Origin of the sequence: Streptomyces sp. SCSIO ZS0520, assembly GCF_025643355.1 — a bacterium.
Classification (GTDB): domain Bacteria; phylum Actinomycetota; class Actinomycetes; order Streptomycetales; family Streptomycetaceae; genus Streptomyces; species Streptomyces physcomitrii.
This window is the reverse complement of sequence record NZ_CP092644.1, coordinates 1,937,990-1,959,749: the sequence shown is the minus strand read 5'-3', so window position 1 is coordinate 1,959,749 and position 21,760 is coordinate 1,937,990. Positions and strand designations below refer to the sequence as shown.

The following is a 21,760-nucleotide window of genomic DNA, read 5'->3' as shown; positions in this document are numbered from 1 at the left end:
GTCAGCTCCGGTGGTCGAGCCAGTGGGCGCGGCCGAGGTGTATCACCAGCATCTGGCGGCGGGCCGTGTCCTTGAGCGCCTCCTCGGTGCCCGGCTCGGCCTCCACCAGCTCCGAGGCCGTCATCACCATGTGGTCCACGTACAGGCGGGAGAGCATCAGCAGATCGTCCTCGCCCCAGCCGCGGGACTCGGCCTGGGTGGCGAGTCCGACCCGTACCTCCTCGGCGAAGCGCTGGAGCTGGGTGGCCATCGCGGCGCGTACCGGCTGGACCCCGCCGTGGCGCTCGCGGGCCAGGAAGCGCACGTGCGAGGGGTGGTCCTGCACATGCGCGCTGATGAGGTCGACCATGTGGGCGATGAGCTGCTCGCTGTCGTCGTGCTCGGCGAGCAGCGACTCGATCAGCGGGTGGAGGCTGCCGAGCGCCTCCTCGACCAGGGCGATACCGAGGTCCGCGGTGCTGCGGAAGTGCCGGTAGAAGGCCGTCGGTGCCACTCCCACGGCGCGGGTGACCTCGCGGATGCCCAGGCTGCTGAGGCTCTGCTCCTCCAGGAGGACCAGGGCCGCGTCGAGCAGTGCCTGCCGCGTCTTCTGCTTCTGCGCCTGCCGGACGCCGACGGTGTGACTCATGACATCAGTTAACGATTGTTCTCTGGAATTGACAACCCGGTGGGCGGGGTAGAACACTGAAGTCAGTGAACAGTTGTAACCACAAGCGTTCACCGAATCTTCCACGAGAGGTGCCCCATGTTGTTCCTCGTCGCCGCGCTGATGCTGCTCGGCATCGTCCTGGGGGCGGTGGTCCACGCCCCGTTGACCGTCTCGCTGGTGGCCGCCGCCGTCATCGGCGTCTGGCTCGCCGTCTTCACGGCCCGCGAGTACCACGGCCGCCGGACGCGTACGGACCGGACGGCCGGTGCCCGCACCCCGCAGGGCGGCCACTCCTGAGCCGCCGCCTCCCGCGGGGCGCCCGCACCCGGGCCCTGCCCCGCGCACCCCGTCCCGTCACGACCTGACCAGGGAGCCCACCATGCTGGAACTCACCGCCGCCACCGACACCCCGCAGCGCCGCCCCGGCGTCCGCGACGCCGACGGCATGGCCGTCGCCTCGTTCGTGCTCGGCCTGCTCGGGCTGCTCGTCCTCAACATCGTGCTCGGCCCGATCGCCATCGCGCTGGCCGGAGCCGCCCTGTGGCGCGGGACTCAGCGCCGCGGCCGCGCGCTCCTCGGCCTCGGCCTCGGCGTCGCCGACCTGATCGTGCTCGCCACGCTCGTCCAGTCCGGCGGGGTCTGGAGCTTCGGCGGCTGACACCGCCCGGCTCCGGCCGCCCCGCCCGCCCCGGGCGCACGCCCCGCGGTCCTCGCGCCCCCCCCGCGCGGGACACGGCCCCCCGAGGGCCTCGTAGAATCGTGCGCACCATGGCCTATCTCGACCACGCCGCGACCACTCCGATGCTTCCGGAGGCGATCGAGGCGCTGACCGCCCACCTCGCCGTCACCGGCAACGCCTCCTCGCTCCACGCGGCGGGGCGCACCGCCCGGCGCACCGTCGAGGAGGCCCGCGAGACCCTCGCCGCCTCCCTGGGCGCCCGGCCGAGCGAGGTCGTCCTGACCTCCGGCGGCACCGAGGCCGACAACCTCGCGGTGAAGGGCCTGTACTGGTCCCGCAAGGCCGAAGACCCGGCCCGCACCCGGGTCCTGGCCAGCCCCGTCGAGCACCACGCGGTCCTGGACGCCGTCGACTGGCTCGCCACCCACGAGGGCGCCCGCGTCGAGTACCTGCCCGTCGACTCCTACGGCCGCGTCCACCCCGAGGCGCTGCGCGAGGCCCTCGCCCGCGAGCCCTCCGATGTCGCCCTGGCCACCGTCATGTGGGCCAACAACGAGATCGGCACCGTCCAGCCGGTCCGCGAACTCGCCGCGGTGGCCGCGGAGTTCGGCGTCCCGCTGCACGCCGACGCGGTCCAGGCCTTCGGCCAGCTCCCGGTCGACTTCGCCGCCTCCGGGCTCGCCGCGATGACCGTCTCCGCCCACAAGATCGGCGGCCCCTACGGCATCGGCGCCCTGCTGCTCGGCCGCGACCACAGCCCGGTACCCGTACTGCACGGCGGCGGCCAGGAGCGCCAGGTCCGCTCCGGCACCCTCGACGTCCCCGCCACCGCGGCCTTCGCGGTCGCCGCCCGCCTCGCCGCCGAGCGGCGCGAGGAGTTCGCCCGCGAGATCGGCGCCCTGCGCGACCGGCTGATCGAGGCGGTACGGGAGGCCGTACCGGACGCGGTCCTCGGCGGCGACCCGGTCGGCCGGCTGCCCGCCAACGCCCACTTCAGCTTCCCCGGCTGCGAGGGCGACTCCCTGCTGCTGCTCCTGGACGCCCAGGGCATCGCCTGCTCCACCGGCTCCGCCTGCACCGCGGGTATCGCCCAGCCCAGCCACGTCCTGCTCGCCACCGGCAGCGACCCCCAACTCGCCCGCGGCACCCTGCGGTTCTCCCTCGGCCACACCTCCGGCCAGGCCGATGTCGACGCCCTCGCCAAGGCGATCGGACCCGTCGTCGAACGCGCCCGTACGGCCGGGCTCTCCTGAGCGCACACCGCCAGGGCGGCGTCCGCGCCCCGGAGGCCGCTCGGGCACACTGAGGAGCCCGAACCGAAGGGCGCGCCGAGGCGCCCGAGCCGAGGAGGGCGAGCGGTGTGACGCGTGTACATGTGACGGTCTGGGAACCGGCCGGGTCCGCGGCGGGCGCGCCGCCCGCGGTCTTCGCGCACGGCATCTTCACCTGGGGGACCGACGAGGCGTACGGCTTCGGGGCGCAGCGCCCGCTCGCGACCGACCGCCCGCTCCTCCTCGTCGACCGGCGCGGCTACGGCGACTCCCCGGACACCCGGCGCAGCGACTTCGAGACCGACGCCGCGGACCTGGCCGAGGTCCTCGCCGAACTCCCCGCGGGCGCCCACCTGGTGGGCCACGCCAACGGAGGTCTCGCCGCGCTGCTGGCCGCCGCCCGGCACCCCGGTCTGGTCCGCTCCCTGGCGCTGATCCAGCCCGCCGCCTTCTGGCCGGCCACCGAGGAACCGGCCGTCGCCGCCCTCCTGGAGCGCACCGCGGACGCCGTCTCCGTACCCGAGGACACTCCGGCCGAGGACTATCTGCGCGCCTCCACCGAGGGCCTCGGCATGACGATGCCGGAGCCGACGCCGCGCAGGCTGCGTGCGGTACGGACCTCGATGCGGGAGCGGCCGGTCTGGGAGGCGGCGGGCGACCTCGCGCCGCTCGCCGCGGCGCCCTGGCCGAAGCTGGTGATCGCGGGGGACTGGGAGGACGCGCCGCCGCTCTACCGCAAGTACGCGGGCGAGGCCCTGCGGGCGGCGGCCCGCGCGGTGGCCCGCGAGATCGGCGGCGACCATCTCACCGTCCCCGGCTACTACCCGCACACCCAGCAGCCGGAGCGGGTGAACGCGGCGCTGCGGGCGCTGTGGGAGCGGGCCGACGAGCGGGGTTGAGGGTCGGGGGTCGGGGGCCGAGGGTCGGGCTGAGGGTCAACTGCCGGGTGTACGGGGTCTGTTCGGCGACCGCGGAGGGTTGGTGCGGGTGCGGGTGCGGGTGCGGGTGCGGGTGCGGGTGCGGGTGCGGGTACCGGTGCCGGTACCGGTGCCGGGCCCGGAGCCGGGGGTGAGGGGTCGCTCCTCTAGGGTGTGCTGACCGCGGCCGGGGCCCGCATCGAGGTCCTCGGGTACCGGGCACCTGCCGGATCAGGCACACACAGGAGGAACGTCGTGGACACCACCTCGCGCGCACTGCGCCGTACCGCTGCGGGCACCGCGACCGCTCTGGCGCTCGTGCTGCTCGCCGCCTGCGGAAGTTCGGACGGTACGGAGGCGTCCGGATCCGAGGGGGACAAGGAGAAGGGCGGTGCGTCCACACCCGCCGCCTCGGCCCCCGCGGAGGCGAAGGGCAAGGTGCTGAGCGCGGCCGCGCTGGAGAAGGCGGCGGTCGCGGACGGCGACGTGCCGGGGCACCGGATCGACAAGCGTGCCGAGGCCGACCGCACCGAGGAGTCGGAGGTCGAGACCTCCCGGGACGCGTGCGGACCGCTCGCTCTCGCGGCGCTCGGCACCACCACCGGCGGCCCCGCGGCGACCGCGGAGCGTCAGGCGCTCTCCCAGCCCGCCGGGAAGGACGTCAAGGACCTCGAATCGGCCTTCGACACCACCAAGTCCATGATCACCGTGGCCTCCTACGAGGGGAACGGCGCCCCCTCCGCGATGGCCGCCCTCCGCAAGGGCGTGGACTCCTGCAAGGGGGGCTTCACCACCCGCGCGCACGGCGAGGAGATGAAGATCGTCTCGGTGGCGGCCGACAAGGCCCCGGCCCTCGGCGAGGAGGCGACCGCCTTCACGGTGGTCAGCCAGGAGGGCCACGACAAGGCCTCCTTCAAGGTCGTCGTGGTGCGCAAGGGCCGGACGCTCGCCTACTTCAGCGCGCTGAACCTCGGCGCGATCGTCTCGGGGAAGGGGTTCGCCTTTCCGGTGCCGCTGGCGGAGGCTCAGGCGGGGAAGTTGCCGTAGGGCGGGGGTGGGGGTGCGGGGCAGTGGGGGTGCGTGGGGCAACCGGCGGGTGACGGGTGACGAGTGACATGTGACAGATGACGGATGACAGATAGTGATATCCGTCATCTGTTATCCGTCAGTTGTCAGCTGTCAGCCCTCAGTTATCAGCCCCCGCCGCCACTCCCGGCCCCGGGCTCCCGGGTCTTCTCAGCCACCCCGGCCTCCCCGGTCCCCGGCCTTCCCGGCCCTCGGCCTCCCCCGTCCCCAGCCCCCTACCGCTCCGGGCGCGCCGCTTTCTCGCTCCCCTTCTCCGCCCCGGCCTTACCGGCCTTCCCGGCCTTCCTCTCCTCCCCGGCCTCCCGGACCAGGCGCAGATACTTCCCCCAGTCCCAGAACCTGCCGGGGTCGGTGTGGTCGGTGCCCGGCACCTCCACATGCCCGATGAGGTGCTTCCGGTCGACGGGGATGTCGTACCGCGCGCAGATCCCGGCGGTCAGCCGGGCCGAGGCCCGGTACATCTCCTCGGTGAAGGACTCGGGGCGGTCCACCCAGCCGACGTGCTCGATGCCGACGCTGCGCTCGTTGTACGCGCGGTTCCCGGCGTGGAAGGCGACGTCCAGCTCGCGGATCATCTGGGTCACCTCGCCGTCGCCGCGGACGACGTAGTGGGTGGCGGCCTGGTGCGCCGGGTCGCGGAAGACCTTCAGGGTGGAGCGGTAGCTGCCCTGGGTGACGTGCACGACCACCATGTCGATGGCGTAGTCGTCGGGGCGGTCCGCGCGCCGCCAGTTCGCCGGGGAGGCGCCGATCCACTCGGCCCCGGCGAAGTCGACCTCGCCGGGCTTGCGGGGCTTCTCCACGCCGGGCAGCCGCCACCAGGTGCGGCCGAGCTGGTCGCGCGCGAGCAGCCCGGTGCCGACGGCCGCGGCGGTCCCGCCGATCAGCAGGGTCCGTCTGCTGATCCGCCGGTCGCCGTCGCTTCCCGCCTTCGCCTCGTCGCCACCGCCGGGCTCGCGCCCCACGTCCCTCCTCCGTCCCGCCCGCTCGGATACCCCTCGCGCACTCTTCGTCCCGTTTGCGATCGTCCAACGGATACGCGCGCGAATTTAGTTCCCCGGGCCCGTACCCTGGACGGGTTATGACTGAGATCCCCGCGCGCACCCGCCCCCTTCGCGTACTGGCCGCCATGTCCGGCGGCGTGGACTCCGCCGTCGCCGCCGCCCGCGCCGCCGAGGCCGGCCACGAGGTGACCGGAGTCCATCTCGCCCTCTCCGCGAACCCGCAGTCCTTCCGTACCGGAGCCCGCGGCTGCTGCACCCTCGAGGACTCCCGCGACGCCCGCCGGGCCGCGGACGTGATCGGCATCCCCTTCTACGTCTGGGACCTCGCCGAGCGCTTCCGCGAGGACGTGGTCGAGGACTTCGTCGCCGAGTACGAGGCGGGGCGCACCCCCAACCCCTGCCTGCGCTGCAACGAGAAGATCAAGTTCGCCGCGCTCCTCGACAAGGCGCTGGCCCTCGGCTTCGACGCGGTGTGCACGGGGCACTACGCGCAGATCGTCACGCTGCCCGACGGCTCCCGCGAGCTGCACCGCGCCTCGGACATGGCCAAGGACCAGTCGTACGTCCTCGGGGTGCTCGACGAGCGCCAGCTCGCGCACGCGCTCTTCCCCCTCGGTGACACCCTCACCACCAAGGAGGAGATCCGCGCGGAGGCCGAGCGGCGCGGGCTCGCGGTCGCCAAGAAGCCCGACAGCCACGACATCTGCTTCATCGCCGACGGGGACACCCAGGGCTTCCTCTCCCGCCGCCTCGGCCGCGCCGAGGGCGACATCGTCGACGAGTCCGGGACCAAGGTCGGCAGCCACCAGGGCGCCTACGGCTTCACCATCGGCCAGCGCAAGGGCCTGCGGATCGGCACCCCGGCCCCGGACGGCAAGCCGCGCTACGTCCTGGACATCTCGCCGGTGGACAACACCGTCACGGTCGGCCCCGCCGCCGCCCTCGACGTCGGCGGGCTGACCGCCGTCAAGCCCCGCTGGTGCGGCACGGCGCCCGCCGGGCCCGCCACCTACACCGCCCAGCTGCGCGCGCACGGCGGCGAGTGCGAGGTGCGGGCCGAACTCGTCGACGGCGAGCTGCGGGTGGACTTCACCGAGCCCGCCCGCGGCGTCGCCCCCGGCCAGGCCATCGTCCTCTACGACGGCAACCGTGTCGTCGGCTCGGCCACCATCGCCTCGACGGTACGGGCGACTTCGGCGGCGTAGCCGACGGCGGGAGCGGCCGGGCGGCCCGGTTCGCGAGGGCGGGACGGCCGACGCCTGGCGGCCGGCCCGAGCGGGGCCCGCCTCGGTGCCGCGTGACCGGCGCAGGAGCCGTGACCGGCGGTCCGCCCCGGGCCCCCGGGACCTCCCGCCACCCTCCCGGAAAGCCAGTTGATCGGCACCCACGCGGCACGCAGGATGGTCCGCATGCGCGACCTCGTGGTGCTCGACGCCCCCTCCAACCTCGGCCTGCGGCCCCCGGCCCCGGGCACCGTGCCCGGCTGCTACAAGCTCGCCGGGGCGCTGCGCGAGCAGCGGATCCTCGACCGGCTCGGGGCGGCCGAGGGCGGGGTCGTGGTGCCGCCCCGCTACGACCGCGGCGACTGGCAGGAGGGGGACGGGGTCTTCCACGCCGCCCAGCTCGCCGCCTATACGCCGCGCCTGGCCGACCGGATCGAACGGCACGTACGCGCCGGTGAGTTCCCCCTGGTGCTCGGCGGCGACTGCTCCATCCAGCTCGGCGCCTCGCTCGCGCTGCGCCGGATCGGCCGCTACGGGATCGCCGCGATCGACGGCTCCGCCGACTTCCGCCACCCCGGCAACTCCGCCGCGGTCGGCGCGGCGGGCGGCGAGGAGCTGGCCCTCGCCACCGGCCGCGGCCAGCGCGACCTCAGCGATCTGGAGGGCCGCGCGCCGTACGTACGGGACGAGGACGTACGGCTCTTCGGCATCCGGGACTACGACGAGGACCGGGCGGAGCTCGCGGACCTCGGGATCGCGGCGGTCACGGTCGGCGAGCTGCGCGCCCGCGGTGGCGCGCGGACCGCCGAGGAGGCGCTCGCCGCCCTGGAGTCGCCCGCCCTGGACGGCTTCTGGGTGCACCTCGACGCGGATGTCCTCGACCCCGAGGTGATGCCCGCGGTCGACAGCCCCGACCCCGGCGGCCTGCTCCCGGGCGAACTGCGCGCCCTGCTCGGCCCCTTGGTCCGCTCCGGCCGCTGCGCCGGGCTCAACGTCACCATCTACGACCCCGACCTGGACCCGGAGGGCACCGCGGGCGCCCTGCTCGCGGACCTGGTGGTGGGCGCCTTCACCGGACAGTGAGCCGAACTCCCCTGCCGGGGGCGGCTGTTCGGGTGCGCTGGGCACCGAACGCGATGGGGCGGTGCCCGGCACCGCCGGACACCGCCCCGCCGAACCCCCACTCAAGGAACGGCGCTCATCGCAAGGGTCAGCCCTTGACGTTCACCCCCGCCCAGGCGGCGGCCACGGCCTCGGTCTCCGGGCTGCCCTCGCCGTAGAGGTCGGCGGCGGCCTTCAGCGTGCCCTCACGGGCGCCCGCGTAGTCGGTGGTGGAGGTGAAGTACGAGGTCAGCGCCTTGTACCAGATCTGCACCGCCTTGTCCCTGCCGATGCCCTCGACCGTGCTGCCGTCGGCGGTCGGGCTGTCGTACTCGACGCCGTTGATCTCCTTGGCGCCGCTGCCCTCGGAGAGCAGGTAGAAGAAGTGGTTGGCGACACCGGAGGAGTAGTGCACGTCGAGGTCGCCGACGCTCTCGTCCCAGAAGTCCGCGGAGCCGCCGTCCTTGCTGGGCTTGTCCTGGTAGCGCAGCGGGGTGCCGTCGCCGTTGATGTCGATCTTCTCGCCGAGCAGGTAGTCGCCCGGGTCCTCGGCGTTGTCCGCGTGGAACTCGATCGCGGTGCCGAAGATGTCGGAGGTGGCCTCGTTCAGGCCGCCGGACTCCCCGCTGTACTCCAGGCCCGCGGTCGCCTCGGTCACGCCGTGGCTGAACTCGTGTCCGGCCACGTCCAGCTGGTTCAGGGGCTTCTTGCCGCCCTCGCCGTCGCCGTAGTAGATGGAGAAGGTCTGCGGGTCCCAGAAGGCGTTGACGTAGTCCGTGCCGAAGTGGACGTGCGAGGTGGGCGCCTTGCCGTCGTCGCGGATGCCGTCGCGGCCGAGGACGTCCTTGTAGAAGTCCGAGGTCTGGGCGAAGCCGTAGGCGGCGTCCACCCCGGTGGTCTGCTTGTTCTCGGGCGTGCCGTCGCCCCAGTTGTCGTCCTCGTCGGTGAGGATCGTGCCCTCGCCGCTCTCGGCGTTGTCCAGGTCGCGGGTCTCGTGGCCGCCGCGCTCGCCGTCCACCAGCTCGAAGCCCTTGTCGGACTTCGTGCTGCCGACCTCGACCTTGCCGCTGTACTGGCTGGTGCCGCTGCCGTTCTTGATGTCCTGGAACTCGTACAGCTTCTTGCCGGTGTTGGCGTCGGTGATGACGTGCAGACGGCTGGGGGTGCCGTCCTCCTGGACGCCGCCGACGACCGTCTCGTAGGCGAGGACGGGCTTGCCGGAGGCGGCCCAGACGACCTTGCGCGGGGCCTGCTCGGTGGCGGGCTTCTTCGCCTCGGCGGCCGCGGCCGCCTTGAGCGCCGCCGAACGCGCGGTGTGCGGGGCGAGCTTCGGGCTCAGCGAGGCGAGCTTGACGGTCGCCTCGGCCGCCTTGGTGACGCCTTCGACCTTGCCGCCCTTCGCGCGGTGCACGACCAGGTCGCCGCCGAGGACGGGCAGCCCGGCGTAGGTGCGCTCGTAGCGGGTGTGGACGGTGCCGTCCTTGTCCTTGACGACGTCCTTGACGACCAGCTTCTCCTTGGCGCCGAGGCCGAGCGAGCGGGCGGTGCCGGTGAGCGAGGTGTCGGTGCTCTGCTCGGGGGCGGCACCGGCGGTGGAGGCGGCGCCGACCGCGATGAGCGCCGCGGCGACGGTGGCCGCACCGCCCGCGAGGGCCAGCCGCCGGTTTCTGCGTCCGGGGATCCGGGGGAGCGAAGACATGGGGGAATCTCCTGAAGGGTGTGGGGAGTTGGGCGGCCGGGCCGCCCGCCTGGCAAGGTGTCGTGCCTTGCTTGCCGAGGACGCTCGCACTCCGCCGCGCACATGTCACGCCCCATTTGCCCGCTCTCGTATCTCCTGTCCCCTTGGCCCCGTGCTTGTTCATATGACGGACAACATCGCTCAACACGGCGACACGGGACGCACGGACCGCTGTAACAGAAGAGGCGGTACGGGGCCCGGGTGCACCGGAGCCGGGGGAGACGCAAGTGCCGGGCGCCCGCGAGGAGTTCGCGGACGCCCGGCACCAGGATCCGGGGCGGTGGTCAGACCACCTCGACCTCGTAGAAGCAGTAGTGCCTGGCTGGCTGAGGCGTTGGGCGTCTTCGTGAGCAGCGCGGAGGTTCCGGTTCTCGCAGGTCGTGTGGGTATCAGGGGCTGTCTCGGCCTTGCAGCTCGCATGTTGAGCACCTTCTGAAAACCTGCTGAACACCACCTCAGTACAAGGTGGCATCCCCTAAATCTCTCCTAAACGATCATCGCTGCGGCGCAGGTCAGCGCGTTGATTCCCCTGAACGCCGAGAGGCCCACCCCCAAGCGGGGGTGGGCCTCTTCGTGCTGTCCGGGCTCAGGCTCCGGCAGGCTCCTCGTCGTCGTCCAGCGATTGCAGCTGCGGCTCCGCCCGCCGCCATGCTTCCAGCGCCGCGAGGAGCTGCTCGCGGGTCGCGGTCTGCCGGCCTTTCACCACGACGACCATGTCCGCGTCGTCGGTGAGCGGGATGACGGCGGTGTCGACGAGTTCGCCCGGCCGCTCCAGCTCGTGCACGATCCGCAGCGGCAGCCCGGTCTCTGGGACGGCGCCGATGGCCGCGGCAGCGTCGGAGGTGTAGCTCGGTTCGCCGCCTTCGAGCACGGCCTCGATGGAGCCTGGCGTCCAGCCGAGGAGCTGAGCGTAGGCGCGCATGGTTGGAGTGACCTTCGTGGTGCCCTTGCCGCGCTCCATGTTCTGCACGGTGGCTCGACTGACACCGAGTGCCTGAGCTGCGTCGTCTTGCGTCAGCTTCGGGTCGCGTGCTGCGCGCGCGTGCTGGAACGCGTCGCCGAGCCGTGCCCATGTCTGCTCCATGGGTCCTCATCATGCACCATCCGCAGACGCACCGAAAGCTCAACCGTTGCCTTTGACCTGCAAAGAGATGAGCAAACGAGGCGTAAGGGGGCGCATTGCGTGGCGCACAGTGTCGGCTCAATCTCTACGCACTCACCCCATTGGGGGCATACGCGGGCTCAAAAAGTAGGCATCAGGGATTGCGGTGGTAGGCATGCAGGGCGTAAGTTCTGAGCGTGACACCGAATGGATCTGCACTCCGAGGCATTCGTGAGGCTCAGAATTTGAGCCTGCGCGCACTCTCTGCTGCTACTGGCATCGACCGCCGGTACCTCCGCCGCCTTGAGCGGGGCGAGGTCCGGGAGGCCGAGGAGGGGCGGATCCGCGTGATCGCCCATGCCCTGGGCGTTCCCCAAGACGCCCTCACTCAAGGAGAACCCGTGACCATCGAGGCCCCCGCTCAGGTCGCCGAGCCGGACGACGAGCTGAAGCGCTACACCCCGGAAGAGGTGTACGCGAACGGCTGGTTGCCCTGGACCGCGCGCAAGATCCGCGAGAAGGCCTACGCGCGGCAGATCTACGCCCACACGGATGGCGGTCGGATCACCCTCACCCGCGAGGACATCCGCCGCACCAGCGCCCTCGGCGCCATCGAGCCCGTGAGCACCCGCAGCCCGCGGAAGACCGCGGCCTGACGACAGCGGGGCCGCTCCCGGACGGCCATCCGGATGCGACCCCTCGGAGCACTTGCTCCACCCGCAACCCAACTGCGAGAGAGAAGAGGACCCCGTGTCCCGCAAGGTACCCCAGCTCGCACCGGCCATGGCGCTGGCGCAGCTCCTTCAGGAGCACCCCGAACTTCCGCCCGTGCACTGGTCGGTCAGCTCACACGGCCTCCTGGAGGGCTACGTGGAGAGCGACGACCCGATGGCCGGGCTCGCCGAGTATGCCGCGCTGTTCGGCGCCGAGATCGTTCCGGCCGTGAGGGCGTTCGAGCACGACGGCGAGACGCTGCGTTCGTTCGAGGCGTCGACCCGCTGGCGTGACGTCCCGGTCCGCGTGAAGGCGATCGTCCCGGCCGCGGTCGAGGCCCCGCTGGCGGTGGCGGCATGAGCGCCCGGATCATCGGCGGTGTCTCCTTCGACCTGGACGACGCCGCGTTCTGGACCTACGAGTTGACCGAGGGCGGCACCACGGTGGTGCACATCGGTGACCTCGCCCTCCACATCGGCCCGGCGACCCCGGCCGAGGGGCTGCGCGCTCTGGCTGCCGAGTTGGTTCGGCTGGCCGAGGCCCGCGAGACGGGCGGTGCCTCGTGAGCGCCCCGACTCGCCCGATCTCCGACCTCGACGTGCCCGCGGCGCAGGTGTCTGCGCTGGCGATCCTCTCGGACGCGGCGGCCCGGTCGCATTCGCCGTCGGATCGGCTGGCCTATGCGCTGGACGCGTTCCTGGTGACGCATCCGGATGCGCCGGTGTCGACGGTTGCGGACTACCCGGAGTGGGCTGCCGCGCTCGGCGCCACCGAGACCGAAGGGGGTGCGTCGTGAGCACAGTCTGGATTCTGTCGCAGGGCGAGGGCCACGAAGGCGGCGAGGTCCTTGGAGTCTTCGCCACCCGCGACCTCGCACGCGGTTTCGTCGCCGAGGCCGCGAACCGCCTGCCGTTCGACCTGGACGGCGCCCGCCAGGAGCCGGACGGTTCGGTTCACCTGCGCGCGGGGTGTGACTGGCTGGCGCTGGAACCGCACGAGGTCATCGACCGGCCGCAGATCGCCGGAGGTGCGTCGTGACCATGGAACTCCGCACCTACCGGACCGCCCGCATTCCGCGCCGCTGCGACATGGGCTGCTGCGGCCGGACCGTCCAGCCCGGCGACCGCTACCTGCGTGGGTCGCTGCCTCCGGGGATGGGTGCCAATGCAGGCGAGACCTGGTGGACGTACACGGTCTGCGCCGAGTGCATGTCTCCCGCCGATCGGGCGACCGTGCAGGCCGCTGCGTTCAACGCGGCCCACCCGGTGGGGACTCCGGTCCGCGCCTACCCCGGCTTCCGGCCCGAGGACTGCCCGGACACCACGGTCCTGACGACCCGCACCCGCAGCGCGGCCTCCGTCCTCGGCGGGCACACCGCGGTCGTCTGGGTCGAGGGCCACGGGGCGTGCATCGCCCTCACCCACATCGACGTGATCACCACCGAGAACGCTGGAGGTGCGGCATGAGCGAGCCGATGACGCCCGAGCAGGAGCAGGCCATCCGCGACCGCGCGGCCACCGTCACCCCCGGCCCGTGGACGGTGGAGCTTGAGCAGTGCGACTGCTGCGATGGGCTGTGCGGCCACGGCACTTACGTCAGCGCGGTCTACGCGGGCGGCGAGCGACGGAACGAGTTCGTCGACTTTCCTGACGAAGACTGGCAGTTCGTGATCCTGGCTCGTACCGCTGTGCCTGCGCTGCTGGCCGAGCTGGACCGCACCCGCCGCCAGCGGGACGCGGTGGTCGAGGCCAACGCGCAGCTGCTCGCCCGGGAGCAGGCCGTCCGAGCCGAGCGGAATGCCTTCGCTGATCGGGTCGACACCCTGACCGCCGTGGCGAAGAGCAACAAGCGGCACGTCCAGGAGATGTACCGCGAGACCGTCCGTCTCAGCGCCCGTGTCGCCGAGTTGGAGGCCCGGCCCAGCCGCGCTGAGGCGTACCGTCACCTCGCCGACGAGCTACGGCTGTTGCAGGGCGTAGAGCCCGACGGCGTGAAGGTTGCAGGGCTCTACGCCGCCGAACTGCGCGTCCGCCGCATGGCCGCCGACGCTGAGGCGGCCGAGCCCGCCCCGATCGTGCCGCCCGCACAGGCCATCGCCGACGCCCTCAACCGCGCCGGGGCCATCGGCATCGACCTCGACGGCACCATCACCGACCACGACACCTGGTCCGTCATCTGGGACCCGGACGCCGAGAAGTGGGCAGTCGCCGCCTCCGAGTACGACGAGGAGGCCGACGAATGAGCGACCGCCCCGTCATTCCGGCCGCGTCCCTGCGGCTCCTGCGCGAGCTCGCCGAGCACGACGCCGTCACCTTCACGCCGATGCCCCGAGCCCGATGGCGGCACCCGCACACCGGCACCGTGTTCAACGACCGAACCTTCCACCCGCTGGACAAGCACGCCCTCATCCACGTCGGCGACGGCCACACCGACCCCGTCCGCATCACTCCGGCCGGGCGCGCCTACCTCACCGCCGAGGCGGGTGAGGGCCGATGAGCGCCCCGACCCTCACCGTCGAACTCGACGGCCAGCAGCTGCCGTTGGCCCGCTGCTTCTGGGTTCTCGCCGACCCGAACGGCTGCGTCTACGGATCCGTCCACGGCGACCAGGCAGTAGACGCCGAGACCGCGCACCGCAGGCTCACCCGCCTCCAGCGTGATCGCGATCGCCAGACCCGGCAGGGCTGGACCGTCCAGCTGCTCAGCCCCGAGCAGTGGGACCAGCAGGCGAAGAGGTGCTTCCTCGGCACCTGCCAGCACCGCGACGCCGGGCGGGAGGCCGACCGTGGCTGACACCCGCACCGGCCGCTGCCCTACCTGCCGCCGTGACTTCGAGGGCTGCACCTGCACCAGCGAGCAGCGCGAGCCTGGCCTGTACGAGATGACCGCGGTCGAGTACCACGCCGACCGGGCGTCCCTCTCCTCCAGCGGCGCCCGCCGCATCCTCGACTGCCCGGCCCTGTTCCGCCACGAGCAGGACAACCCCCAGCCCCCGAAGAAGACCTTCGACCTCGGGCACGCCGCCCACCGCCTCGTCCTCGGCACCGGCCCCGAGCTGGTCCGCATCGACGCGGACGAATGGCGCACGACCGCCGTCAAGGCGGAGGTCGCCGAGACCCGGGCCCGCGGCGCGGTGCCCCTCAAGCCCGGCGAGTGGCAGCAAGTCCACGACATGGCCGCCGCCCTCCACCGACACCCCGTCGCCGGACGCCTCTTCCAGGCCGGCACCGGTACCGCCGAGTCCGCCGGGTTCTGGCGCGACGACCGCACCGGCGTGATGCGCCGCGTGCTCTGGGACTGGCGCCCCGACCCGGGCCCGGGCCGCACGATCCTGCCCGACTACAAGACCTGCCGGTCCGCCGCCCCCGACGCGCTGTCCAAGGCGATGTGGGAGTACGGCTACCACCAGCAGGCCGACTGGTACCGCGCCGGAGCGCAGGCCCTCGACCTCGCCGACAAGGACGCCGAGTTCGTCTTCGTCTGCCAGGAGAAGACCCCGCCCTACGTGGTCACCGTGATCCAGCCCGACGCCCTCGCCATGCGCCTCGGCGCCGCCCGCAACCGGGCCGCCCTCGACACCTACGCCGAGTGCGTCGCCACCGGCCACTGGCCCGGCTACACCGACGAGATCGCCTACCTCCCCCTGCCCCCGTGGGCCGAGAAGAACGACGCCGAGGAGTACCTGTGACCCACCAGCCCGCGCGCACCACCGCACCCTCCCCGGCCCGTATCGGCCAGGGCACCGCCGTCGAACAGTCCCGCGCCGCCGCCGAGGTCCAGGCCGCCGTCGTCGTCGCCCAGCAGTGCCCGCGCAACATCCAAGCCGCGCTCGCGGAAATGCGGGAATCCTGCCGCCAGCCCTACCTCGCCGACCGGGCGTTCTTCCGCTACAGCCGAGCCGGATCCACCATCACCGGCCCGTCCGTACACCTCGCCCGCGAGCTGGCCCGCGTCTGGGGCAACGTCCAATACGGCCTGGTCGAGCTGCGCCGCGACGACGAGTACGGCCAGTCCGAGATGCAGGCCTTCGCCTGGGACGTACAGACCAACTCCCGCAACAGCAGCACCTTCGTCGTCCCGCACCGCCGCGACACCAAGCACGGCGTGAAGGAACTCAAGGACATGCGGGACATCTACGAGAACAACGCCAACAACGGCGCCCGCCGAGTCCGTGAAGCGATCTTCGCGATCCTGCCGCCCTGGTTCGTGGAAGAGGCCAAGGACCTCTGCAACCGGACCCTCCAGGACGGCGGCGGCAAGCCACTCGCCCGCCGTATCGCGGACGCCGTGAAGGCGTTCGAGGGACTGGGCATCACGGCCGGCCGCATCGAGACCAAGCTCGGCCGCCCCTCCGACCAGTGGACCGAACACGACGTCGCACAGCTCGGAGTCATCCACCAGTCCCTCCAGCGCGGCGAAGTCACCGCGGACGAGGAGTTCCCCGCCCCGCGCGTGACCGCCGAGGAGATCACCGGGGGCGCGCAGTGACCACCGCCCTCGACCGCACCGCGGACATCCTCGCCCTGGCCACCGCCGCCACCACCGAGCCCGCGAAGACCGAGTTCCGGGCCCGTGCCCGCCGGGACGTCCTCTTCCTCGTCGCCGAGATCCAGCGCCTCCGACGCGACCTCGAAGCCACCGCCGAGCGGCTCGCCGAATGGGAGGGAAGCGCATGAAGCTCCTTCGTCCTACTGCCCCGACCACCGGCCGCGAAGAGGACTGGCGCGAGCGGGCCGCCTGCATCGACCAGCCCGAGGCCATGTACCCGGACAGCGACGCCACGGAGATTCAGGTGGCCAAGGCGCTCTGCGCCCGCTGCCCGGTCGCCGCGGCCTGCCTCGCCGAGGCCATGCGCCTGGAGGGCTCCCGCGGCAGGGACGGCCGCTTCGGGGTCTGGGGCGGACTCACCGGCCCCGAGCGGTACCTCCGCTACCACCGCTCCGCCCGCGCCCGCCGCGCCGCCGCCTGACCCGCTCGGGGCGGGGTGCCACCAAGGCCTCCGCCCCGGGCGCCCCGAATCGCCGCACGATCCGAGAGAAGAGCTTGTGAGCATCAAGGTCACCAACTGGGTGTGGTCCCGGTCCGAGTCCCGTAACGGGGCGCGGCTGGTCATGCTCGCGCTCGCGGACCGGGCCGACGACCAGGGCCGGGCGTGGCCCTCTCACGACGACATCGCCGAGCGGACCCGGCTGACCCCGCGGGCGGTGCGGAAGTGCATCGCCGAGCTGGTCGCGCTGGGGGAGCTGGAGGTCGAGTCGGGGGGTGGGCGCCACCGGGTGAACCGGTACCGCATCGTCCCGAAACCCGGAACTCTCGACCGGGTTTCCGACGGTAAACCCGGAACTCTGGACCGGGTTTCACCCCCAGAAACGCGGAACTCTGTTCCGGAAACCCGGAACTTTGAGACCGGAAACCCGGAACTCTGCGACCGAAACCCGGAACAGAGTTCCTACGAACCCTCTAAGAACCATCAAGAGAACCGTCAAGGAACCAACCCCCCTACCCCCCGCGAACCCGAGCCCGCCGACACCCTCACCGCCAAGTGGTGGGAGCAGTACGGCCGCAACACCGCCCAGGGGAAGAGCAGCGTCCGCCGAGCCATCGCCGACGCCCTCCGCAACGGACTCGACCCAGCAGACCTGTGGTCCGCCCTGTGCCGCCTCGGCGACCTCTCCAAGCCCGTCACCGGCGGCACGTTGCAGTTCGCCCTCTCCGAACTCCGCCGCCCCGCCAGCAACGTCATCGCCCTGCCGACCGGCCAGCAACTCACCGGCACAGACGCCCGCGTTGCCGGCCACGCCGCCCTCATCGCTGCTCTCGAAGCCAAGGAGACTTCCCAGTGACCCCGACCGAAGCCGCCCGGCTGCTGCTGCACGCCTCGGCGTTCGACAACCGGCAGCCGTCCGAAGCCGCCGCGACCGCATGGTCCGCCGCCCTCCCCGACATCCCCGCCGACGCCGACTCCCTCGCCGCGGTCGCCCGCTACTACGGCACCCCGCCTGCCCGGCCCGGCGAGCGCCTGTGGATCCAGCCCCACGACGTCCGCACCCTCCGCCAGCAGATCCGCGACGAGCGCCTGACCGGCTTCCGGTACGAGCCCGTCCCCGGCGACGACCAACCCGCGGTGTACCTCGCCGCGCTGAAGCAGCAGCGTGCCGCCGTCGCGGACGGCCACCGGCCGCCCGCCATCGACCGCCCGGCACTGCCCGGCCCGACGATGGCCGAAGTCCTCGGCGGCAACTGGCCGATGCCGCCGGCGCCGTCCGAGGACGCCCCGGTGCCGCGGGCGCACGGCCCGCTCGGCGTGATCTGCCCCGCCTGCGGCGCCCCCATCGGCCGCCCCTGCAAGGGCAGCCTGCGCCGCCAGCGCCCGCCGCACGGTGCCCGCCGCCGTGCTGCTGCCGGTCTGCCGTCCGTGAGCGACACCCCCGCCGACATCGACGCCCGCCGTGCCGCCTCCGCCCGCGCCCTCGCCACCGAGGAGCAGCCGTGAGCGAGGTCACCGAAGCCGACATCCACCAGATGCGCGAGCAGGGCGACCTCGGCCCGTTCCTCCGCCAGCAGCAAGCCCTCGGCCACCAACGCGCCGCGGCCAACCTCGCCGCCGTCCGCCGCCACCCCGACCTCATGCAGCAGGTCGCCGACCTCGGCCTCCGCACATGGACCGGCCGCGTACCGCCCGCCCGCGACGCCACCGGCGCCATCAACAACAGCCCCCTGGCCGCCCGCCTCACCGCCATCGTCACCGAAGCCCAACGCCGCACCACCGAGACCGAGAGGAAAGCCGCATGACCACCGCCCAGCCCCTCGAAGCCCGCTGCGACCACTGCCACCAGACCCGCCCGCTGTTCCTCTACGAGCCCGAGCACGACATGCACATCACCGGCATCACCTGCGAGTGGTGCGAGCGCGACAAGCAGCCCCTGCTCTGCACCCGCTGCTGGAGCACGGAGAAGCAGCGCGAAGAGAACGATCCCGGCGACCCCGAAGACAACGCCGCGGCCGACTTCTTCTTCAGGGCCTGCGCCAACAACGCCCGCATCGCTGCCCGCCAGGAAGCCGACCGCGCCACGTGCGACGGCATCGCCGCGGCCACCCAGCAGGCCGAAGGGGGTGCCTGATGGCCCGCCGCCTCACCCCGGCTGAGCGTCTCGCCGCCGCCGACCGCGACCTCACCCTCGCCGACATCACCGCTGCGTCCACCTGGGACCGGTTCCTGGTCGAACAGGCCGCGTACGCCTTCGGTCTCGCCCATGCCGAGTTCAGCGCCAACCAGCTCCGGGACGTCCTGCCCGAGCAGGGGCACGGTTACCTCGGCGCCGCCCTCAACAGCCTCCGCTCCGCCGGGATCATCGCCCACACCGGCCGCCACGTCCCCTCCACCAGCACCGCCACCAAGGGCCACCGCCTCGCCATCTGGGAGTTGACCCCGCGCGGCCGGGAGATAGCCGCACAGCGCCGCCCGGCACACCGGGAGGCAGCGTGAACCCCATCCCGGAGGCGGCGATCGCGGTCATCGCCGCCGCCCTCGAGGACCACCGGCTGCTCACCCCGCCCGATGAGTCCACCCCGCGAGTGCAGGCCGAGTACGCGGCCATGTACCTCGCCTCCAGCGGCTACGCCCTCGTACCCGCACCCGCCACCGCCGCGCCCCGGGAGGCCGCGTGATGTACCGCCATGACGACGAACTCACCCTGATGGACTGGTTCTGCGGGGCCGGCGGCTCCTCCCAGGGCGTGCACGCCGTGCCCGGTGTCCGGGTGGAGCGGGCCGCGAACCACTGGAAGCTGGCCATCGAGTCCCACGCCGCGAACTTCCCCGCCACCAGCCACTACCAGGGCGACATCCGCAAGGCCCCGGTGTGGGACTGGCCCGTCACCGACATCTTCTGGGCGTCCCCGGAGTGCACGAACTGGTCCGTCGCGAAGGGCAAGAAGCGGGACTTCACCAGCGCCATGCAGGGCAGCCTCCTTGACCTCCTGGCCGCGACCGACGAAGACGACGAGCCGTCCGCCGAGGAAGAGTCCCGCGCGCTGATGGAGGAGGTGCCGCTGTACCTGCGGGGCGTGCAGGAGCGCGGTGGGCTGGTGAAGGCCGGCATCGTCGAGAACGTCACCGACGTCCGCGCCTGGGACCAGTGGGACCGGTGGATCGGCGAGATCCACAAGCTCGGCTACCGCACCCGGATCATCGCGCTCAACTCGATGCACGCGAACCCGCGGTCGGTGCACGCGGCGCCGCAGTCCCGGGACCGGCTGTACGTCGGCTACTGGCACGAATCCCTCGGCCGGACGCCGGACTGGGACAAGTGGCTGAGGCCGCGCGCCTGGTGCTCCGGCTGCGACAAGCACGTACAGGCCATGCAGGTGTTCAAGGACCCGAAGCGGGACATGGGCCGCTACCGACAGCAGTACGTCTACCGCTGCCCGAACACTTCCTGCCGCAACCAGGTCGTCGAGCCGGAGGCGTTGGCCGCCGCCGCGGCGATCGACTGGTCCATCCCCGGTCAGCGGATCGGCGACCGGGCCAGGCCCCTCGCCGACAAGACCCTGAAGCGGATCGAGGCCGGACTGAAGAAGTTCGCCCGCCCGGTGCCGATGATGGTCCCGGCCGGCGGCACCTGGCGGGACGCGGCCGTATCGGTCGGCGAGCCGATGGCCGCCCGCACCACCCGCGAGAACGACGCCCTGATGGTGCCGCCGCTCATGGTCCCCGTCGAGGGCCGCGACGGGAAGGACGCCGCGACCGCGCACGGACCACTTCGCACGATGACGACGCGCAACGAGACCGGCCTGGCCTGGCTCCCGTTCATCGCCGAACTCCGAGGTGGCGGCTCCATGGCCCGCCCGGTCACCGAGTCCCTCGCCACCGTCACCGCGTCCGGGAACCATCACGGACTCGTCGCCCCGGCAGCGATGGTCATGCGAAACAACGGCTCCAGGGGCGACGGTGGCGAGCACTGCACCTCGCCAGCCGAACCCTTCCGGACGATGACCACGGCGGGACACCAATCGCTGCTCACCTGGGAGCACATGCTCATCCCGTACTACGGCAACGGCGCCCCCCGGTCCGTGAACGAGCCGATCGGCGCGCTCACCACCCGCGACCGGTACGCCCTTGTCCGTGGTGAAGTCGACATCGACGACGTGCTGTTCCGGATGCTGGAGCCGCACGAGATCGGCCGGGCGATGTCCTTCGCCGACAGCTATGTCGTGCTCGGGAACAAGCGGGAGAAGGTCCGCCAGTACGGCAACGCCGTCACCCCGAACGCTGCCGAAGTCCTCGTCTGCGCTCTCGTGGAGGCCGTCACCGGCGAGCAGCTGTCCCGGCACGAAGGCGTCGGTGCGACGGCCGAGGCCGCCTGATGCGGACCCTGCGGACCCACCCCTACGGCATCCGGGACGAGCGCCTCCCCGGCGACCCGCCGCCCGGCCGCCTGACGGCACCGCGGTGCGGGCTGTGCGGACGCGTGCTCGCCGATCCCGCCTCCCGGGCCCGCGGCTACGGCCCGCGCTGCGCACGCCGCCTCACGCCCCCGCCACGCCGCGCCACCATCCCCGCACCCCGCACCGACGGCGTACCCGGCCAGACCGAACTGCCCCTCGTCGACCTGCAACCCACCCTCTGGAGCCTCTGATGACCGATACCCCACAGCCCCGGGTTCTGGTGGCCCGTGCGCTCGCCGCCGCGACCGGCGACCGGGTGCCCGCCCGCGAGTTCCTGGCCGACGCCGACACCGCGCTGCGCCTCCCCGTACACCAACTCGCCTTGCTGCTGCGGGAGGTGGCCGACGGCATCGACCCGCAGACCGGCGAGGAGAGCGTCGAGCGGCTGCGCGTCGAGCTGACGCACGCGAGAGAGAGCTGGCTGCACGAGCAGAAGATGACCGCGCACTACCGCGAGGCCTCCCAGCGGGAGGCCCGCGCGCTCGGCGAGAGCTGGGACGCAGAGAAGGAACTGCGCGCCGAGAACGAGCGCCTGCGCCACGAGCTGGAGGTGATGTACGGGGCCGCGTTCGACAGCCCGCCCGCGGCCGTCGAGGCGCAGCAGGCCGAGCCCCGGCCCACCGCGTCCACCATCACCGACCCGCAGCTGGACGCCCTGTACGCCGAGCGGGCCCGGCTCGCCCGCGCCCTCGACCTCAACAGCCGCCGCCTGGAGGAGGTGCTCGCCGACCGGGAGAGGGAGCGCGCGGTCATGGCCCAGCAGCAGCGGGACCTCACCGCTCTGCGCGGGCGAGCTGCCCGCGCCGAGCAGCAGCCGCACTGACCCGGGCC

General features: G+C 72.6%; 33 protein-coding genes and 1 pseudogene. 30 read left to right on the top strand and 4 right to left on the bottom strand.

Going from position 1 to position 21,760, the window contains the following annotated elements; translation table 11 throughout:
• Window position 1 precedes the first annotated feature (1 nt).
• Window positions 2-628, bottom strand: coding sequence for a TetR family transcriptional regulator (locus MID12_RS06990; RefSeq protein ID WP_263165468.1), 627 nt, complete (start codon window positions 626-628; stop codon window positions 2-4).
• 117 nt (window positions 629-745) lie between these two features.
• Here MID12_RS06990 and MID12_RS06985 point away from each other — a divergent pair, with 117 nt between their 5' ends.
• The 5 genes from MID12_RS06985 (at window position 746) to MID12_RS06965 (ending at window position 4,563) form a co-directional block, all read left to right on the top strand.
• Window positions 746-946 (top strand): hypothetical protein, encoded by a 201-nt coding sequence (locus MID12_RS06985; protein ID WP_263165467.1) that lies wholly within the window; start codon window positions 746-748, stop codon window positions 944-946.
• Between the two features lie 85 nt (window positions 947-1,031).
• Entirely contained in the window at window positions 1,032-1,307 is a 276-nt protein-coding gene (locus MID12_RS06980) for a hypothetical protein (RefSeq protein ID WP_040256494.1), read from the top strand.
• A gap of 110 nt (window positions 1,308-1,417) precedes the next feature.
• A complete protein-coding gene (locus tag MID12_RS06975; RefSeq protein WP_040248013.1) occupies window positions 1,418-2,581 on the top strand; it encodes a cysteine desulfurase family protein in 1,164 nt (387 codons plus the stop codon).
• A gap of 107 nt (window positions 2,582-2,688) precedes the next feature.
• Entirely contained in the window at window positions 2,689-3,498 is an 810-nt protein-coding gene (locus MID12_RS06970; protein ID WP_263165466.1) for an alpha/beta fold hydrolase, read from the top strand.
• A 273-nt stretch (window positions 3,499-3,771) separates the two neighbouring features.
• Entirely contained in the window at window positions 3,772-4,563 is a 792-nt protein-coding gene (locus tag MID12_RS06965) for a hypothetical protein (protein WP_040248010.1), read from the top strand.
• 254 nt (window positions 4,564-4,817) lie between these two features.
• Here MID12_RS06965 and MID12_RS06960 read toward each other — a convergent pair whose 3' ends face one another.
• Window positions 4,818-5,567, bottom strand: coding sequence for an N-acetylmuramoyl-L-alanine amidase (locus MID12_RS06960; protein WP_263165465.1), 750 nt, complete (start codon window positions 5,565-5,567; stop codon window positions 4,818-4,820).
• Window positions 5,568-5,683: 116 nt separating this feature from the next.
• Here MID12_RS06960 and mnmA point away from each other — a divergent pair, with 116 nt between their 5' ends.
• A complete protein-coding gene (gene mnmA / locus MID12_RS06955) occupies window positions 5,684-6,811 on the top strand; it encodes a tRNA 2-thiouridine(34) synthase MnmA (RefSeq protein ID WP_040248008.1) in 1,128 nt (375 codons plus the stop codon).
• Window positions 6,812-7,015: 204 nt separating this feature from the next.
• A complete protein-coding gene (locus MID12_RS06950) occupies window positions 7,016-7,912 on the top strand; it encodes an arginase family protein (RefSeq protein WP_040256491.1) in 897 nt (298 codons plus the stop codon).
• Window positions 7,913-8,039: 127 nt separating this feature from the next.
• Here the strand turns inward: MID12_RS06950 and MID12_RS06945 are convergent, their stop codons facing one another.
• The gene (locus tag MID12_RS06945) at window positions 8,040-9,629 is read right to left on the bottom strand and encodes a M4 family metallopeptidase (RefSeq protein WP_263165463.1); all 1,590 of its coding nucleotides are present in this window, start codon (window positions 9,627-9,629) and stop codon (window positions 8,040-8,042) included.
• 625 nt (window positions 9,630-10,254) lie between these two features.
• On the bottom strand, window positions 10,255-10,752 hold the full coding sequence (locus tag MID12_RS06940) for a helix-turn-helix transcriptional regulator (protein WP_263165462.1): 498 nt from the start codon (window positions 10,750-10,752) through the stop codon (window positions 10,255-10,257).
• Between the two features lie 215 nt (window positions 10,753-10,967).
• Between MID12_RS06940 and MID12_RS32385 the strand changes: the two are divergent.
• The 23 genes and pseudogenes from MID12_RS32385 to MID12_RS06830 all read left to right on the top strand — a co-directional run.
• A pseudogene (locus tag MID12_RS32385) lies at window positions 10,968-11,141 on the top strand (helix-turn-helix domain-containing protein); the annotation flags it as partial.
• 30 nt (window positions 11,142-11,171) lie between these two features.
• A complete protein-coding gene (locus MID12_RS06935) occupies window positions 11,172-11,426 on the top strand; it encodes a hypothetical protein (RefSeq protein ID WP_263165461.1) in 255 nt (84 codons plus the stop codon).
• Between the two features lie 94 nt (window positions 11,427-11,520).
• Window positions 11,521-11,844 carry a hypothetical protein gene (locus MID12_RS06930; protein ID WP_263165460.1) on the top strand — a complete coding sequence of 108 codons (324 nt, stop codon included), beginning with the start codon at window positions 11,521-11,523 and terminating at the stop codon, window positions 11,842-11,844.
• The gene (locus MID12_RS06925; RefSeq protein ID WP_263165459.1) at window positions 11,841-12,050 is read left to right on the top strand and encodes a hypothetical protein; all 210 of its coding nucleotides are present in this window, start codon (window positions 11,841-11,843) and stop codon (window positions 12,048-12,050) included. Before MID12_RS06930 ends, MID12_RS06925 begins: the two co-directional genes overlap by 4 nt.
• Window positions 12,047-12,280 carry a hypothetical protein gene (locus MID12_RS06920; protein WP_263165458.1) on the top strand — a complete coding sequence of 78 codons (234 nt, stop codon included), beginning with the start codon at window positions 12,047-12,049 and terminating at the stop codon, window positions 12,278-12,280. The genes MID12_RS06925 and MID12_RS06920 overlap by 4 nt, the downstream gene beginning before the upstream one ends.
• A complete protein-coding gene (locus MID12_RS06915) occupies window positions 12,277-12,522 on the top strand; it encodes a hypothetical protein (RefSeq protein WP_263165457.1) in 246 nt (81 codons plus the stop codon). Before MID12_RS06920 ends, MID12_RS06915 begins: the two co-directional genes overlap by 4 nt.
• The gene (locus tag MID12_RS06910) at window positions 12,519-12,950 is read left to right on the top strand and encodes a hypothetical protein (protein ID WP_263165456.1); all 432 of its coding nucleotides are present in this window, start codon (window positions 12,519-12,521) and stop codon (window positions 12,948-12,950) included. The genes MID12_RS06915 and MID12_RS06910 overlap by 4 nt, the downstream gene beginning before the upstream one ends.
• A complete protein-coding gene (locus MID12_RS06905; RefSeq protein ID WP_263165455.1) occupies window positions 12,947-13,726 on the top strand; it encodes a hypothetical protein in 780 nt (259 codons plus the stop codon). Before MID12_RS06910 ends, MID12_RS06905 begins: the two co-directional genes overlap by 4 nt.
• Window positions 13,723-13,980, top strand: a complete 258-nt coding sequence (locus tag MID12_RS06900) for a hypothetical protein (RefSeq protein ID WP_263165453.1) — start codon at window positions 13,723-13,725, stop codon at window positions 13,978-13,980. Before MID12_RS06905 ends, MID12_RS06900 begins: the two co-directional genes overlap by 4 nt.
• Window positions 13,977-14,276, top strand: a complete 300-nt coding sequence (locus MID12_RS06895) for a hypothetical protein (RefSeq protein ID WP_263165452.1) — start codon at window positions 13,977-13,979, stop codon at window positions 14,274-14,276. The genes MID12_RS06900 and MID12_RS06895 overlap by 4 nt, the downstream gene beginning before the upstream one ends.
• Window positions 14,269-15,171: a PD-(D/E)XK nuclease-like domain-containing protein gene (locus tag MID12_RS06890; RefSeq protein ID WP_263165451.1), complete on the top strand. Its 903-nt coding sequence runs from the start codon at window positions 14,269-14,271 to the stop codon at window positions 15,169-15,171. Before MID12_RS06895 ends, MID12_RS06890 begins: the two co-directional genes overlap by 8 nt.
• Window positions 15,168-15,971 carry a hypothetical protein gene (locus tag MID12_RS06885; RefSeq protein WP_263165450.1) on the top strand — a complete coding sequence of 268 codons (804 nt, stop codon included), beginning with the start codon at window positions 15,168-15,170 and terminating at the stop codon, window positions 15,969-15,971. Before MID12_RS06890 ends, MID12_RS06885 begins: the two co-directional genes overlap by 4 nt.
• Window positions 15,968-16,159, top strand: coding sequence for a hypothetical protein (locus MID12_RS06880; RefSeq protein ID WP_263165449.1), 192 nt, complete (start codon window positions 15,968-15,970; stop codon window positions 16,157-16,159). Before MID12_RS06885 ends, MID12_RS06880 begins: the two co-directional genes overlap by 4 nt.
• The gene (locus MID12_RS06875; RefSeq protein ID WP_263165448.1) at window positions 16,156-16,452 is read left to right on the top strand and encodes a WhiB family transcriptional regulator; all 297 of its coding nucleotides are present in this window, start codon (window positions 16,156-16,158) and stop codon (window positions 16,450-16,452) included. The genes MID12_RS06880 and MID12_RS06875 overlap by 4 nt, the downstream gene beginning before the upstream one ends.
• 76 nt (window positions 16,453-16,528) lie before the next feature.
• Window positions 16,529-17,326: a helix-turn-helix domain-containing protein gene (locus MID12_RS06870; protein WP_263165446.1), complete on the top strand. Its 798-nt coding sequence runs from the start codon at window positions 16,529-16,531 to the stop codon at window positions 17,324-17,326.
• A complete protein-coding gene (locus MID12_RS06865; protein WP_263165444.1) occupies window positions 17,323-17,976 on the top strand; it encodes a hypothetical protein in 654 nt (217 codons plus the stop codon). Before MID12_RS06870 ends, MID12_RS06865 begins: the two co-directional genes overlap by 4 nt.
• The gene (locus MID12_RS06860) at window positions 17,973-18,275 is read left to right on the top strand and encodes a hypothetical protein (protein WP_263165442.1); all 303 of its coding nucleotides are present in this window, start codon (window positions 17,973-17,975) and stop codon (window positions 18,273-18,275) included. The genes MID12_RS06865 and MID12_RS06860 overlap by 4 nt, the downstream gene beginning before the upstream one ends.
• A complete protein-coding gene (locus tag MID12_RS06855; RefSeq protein ID WP_263165441.1) occupies window positions 18,272-18,604 on the top strand; it encodes a hypothetical protein in 333 nt (110 codons plus the stop codon). The genes MID12_RS06860 and MID12_RS06855 overlap by 4 nt, the downstream gene beginning before the upstream one ends.
• Window positions 18,604-18,969 carry a hypothetical protein gene (locus tag MID12_RS06850; protein WP_263165440.1) on the top strand — a complete coding sequence of 122 codons (366 nt, stop codon included), beginning with the start codon at window positions 18,604-18,606 and terminating at the stop codon, window positions 18,967-18,969. The genes MID12_RS06855 and MID12_RS06850 overlap by 1 nt, the downstream gene beginning before the upstream one ends.
• Window positions 18,966-19,151 (top strand): hypothetical protein, encoded by a 186-nt coding sequence (locus MID12_RS06845; RefSeq protein ID WP_263165439.1) that lies wholly within the window; start codon window positions 18,966-18,968, stop codon window positions 19,149-19,151. The genes MID12_RS06850 and MID12_RS06845 overlap by 4 nt, the downstream gene beginning before the upstream one ends.
• Window positions 19,151-20,848 carry a DNA cytosine methyltransferase gene (locus tag MID12_RS06840; RefSeq protein ID WP_263172936.1) on the top strand — a complete coding sequence of 566 codons (1,698 nt, stop codon included), beginning with the start codon at window positions 19,151-19,153 and terminating at the stop codon, window positions 20,846-20,848. The genes MID12_RS06845 and MID12_RS06840 overlap by 1 nt, the downstream gene beginning before the upstream one ends.
• On the top strand, window positions 20,848-21,120 hold the full coding sequence (locus MID12_RS06835; protein WP_263165438.1) for a DUF6011 domain-containing protein: 273 nt from the start codon (window positions 20,848-20,850) through the stop codon (window positions 21,118-21,120). Before MID12_RS06840 ends, MID12_RS06835 begins: the two co-directional genes overlap by 1 nt.
• Complete coding sequence (locus MID12_RS06830) at window positions 21,120-21,752, top strand: hypothetical protein (protein ID WP_263165437.1); 633 nt, start codon at window positions 21,120-21,122, stop codon at window positions 21,750-21,752. The genes MID12_RS06835 and MID12_RS06830 overlap by 1 nt, the downstream gene beginning before the upstream one ends.
• The last annotated feature ends 8 nt before the right edge of the window (window positions 21,753-21,760 follow it).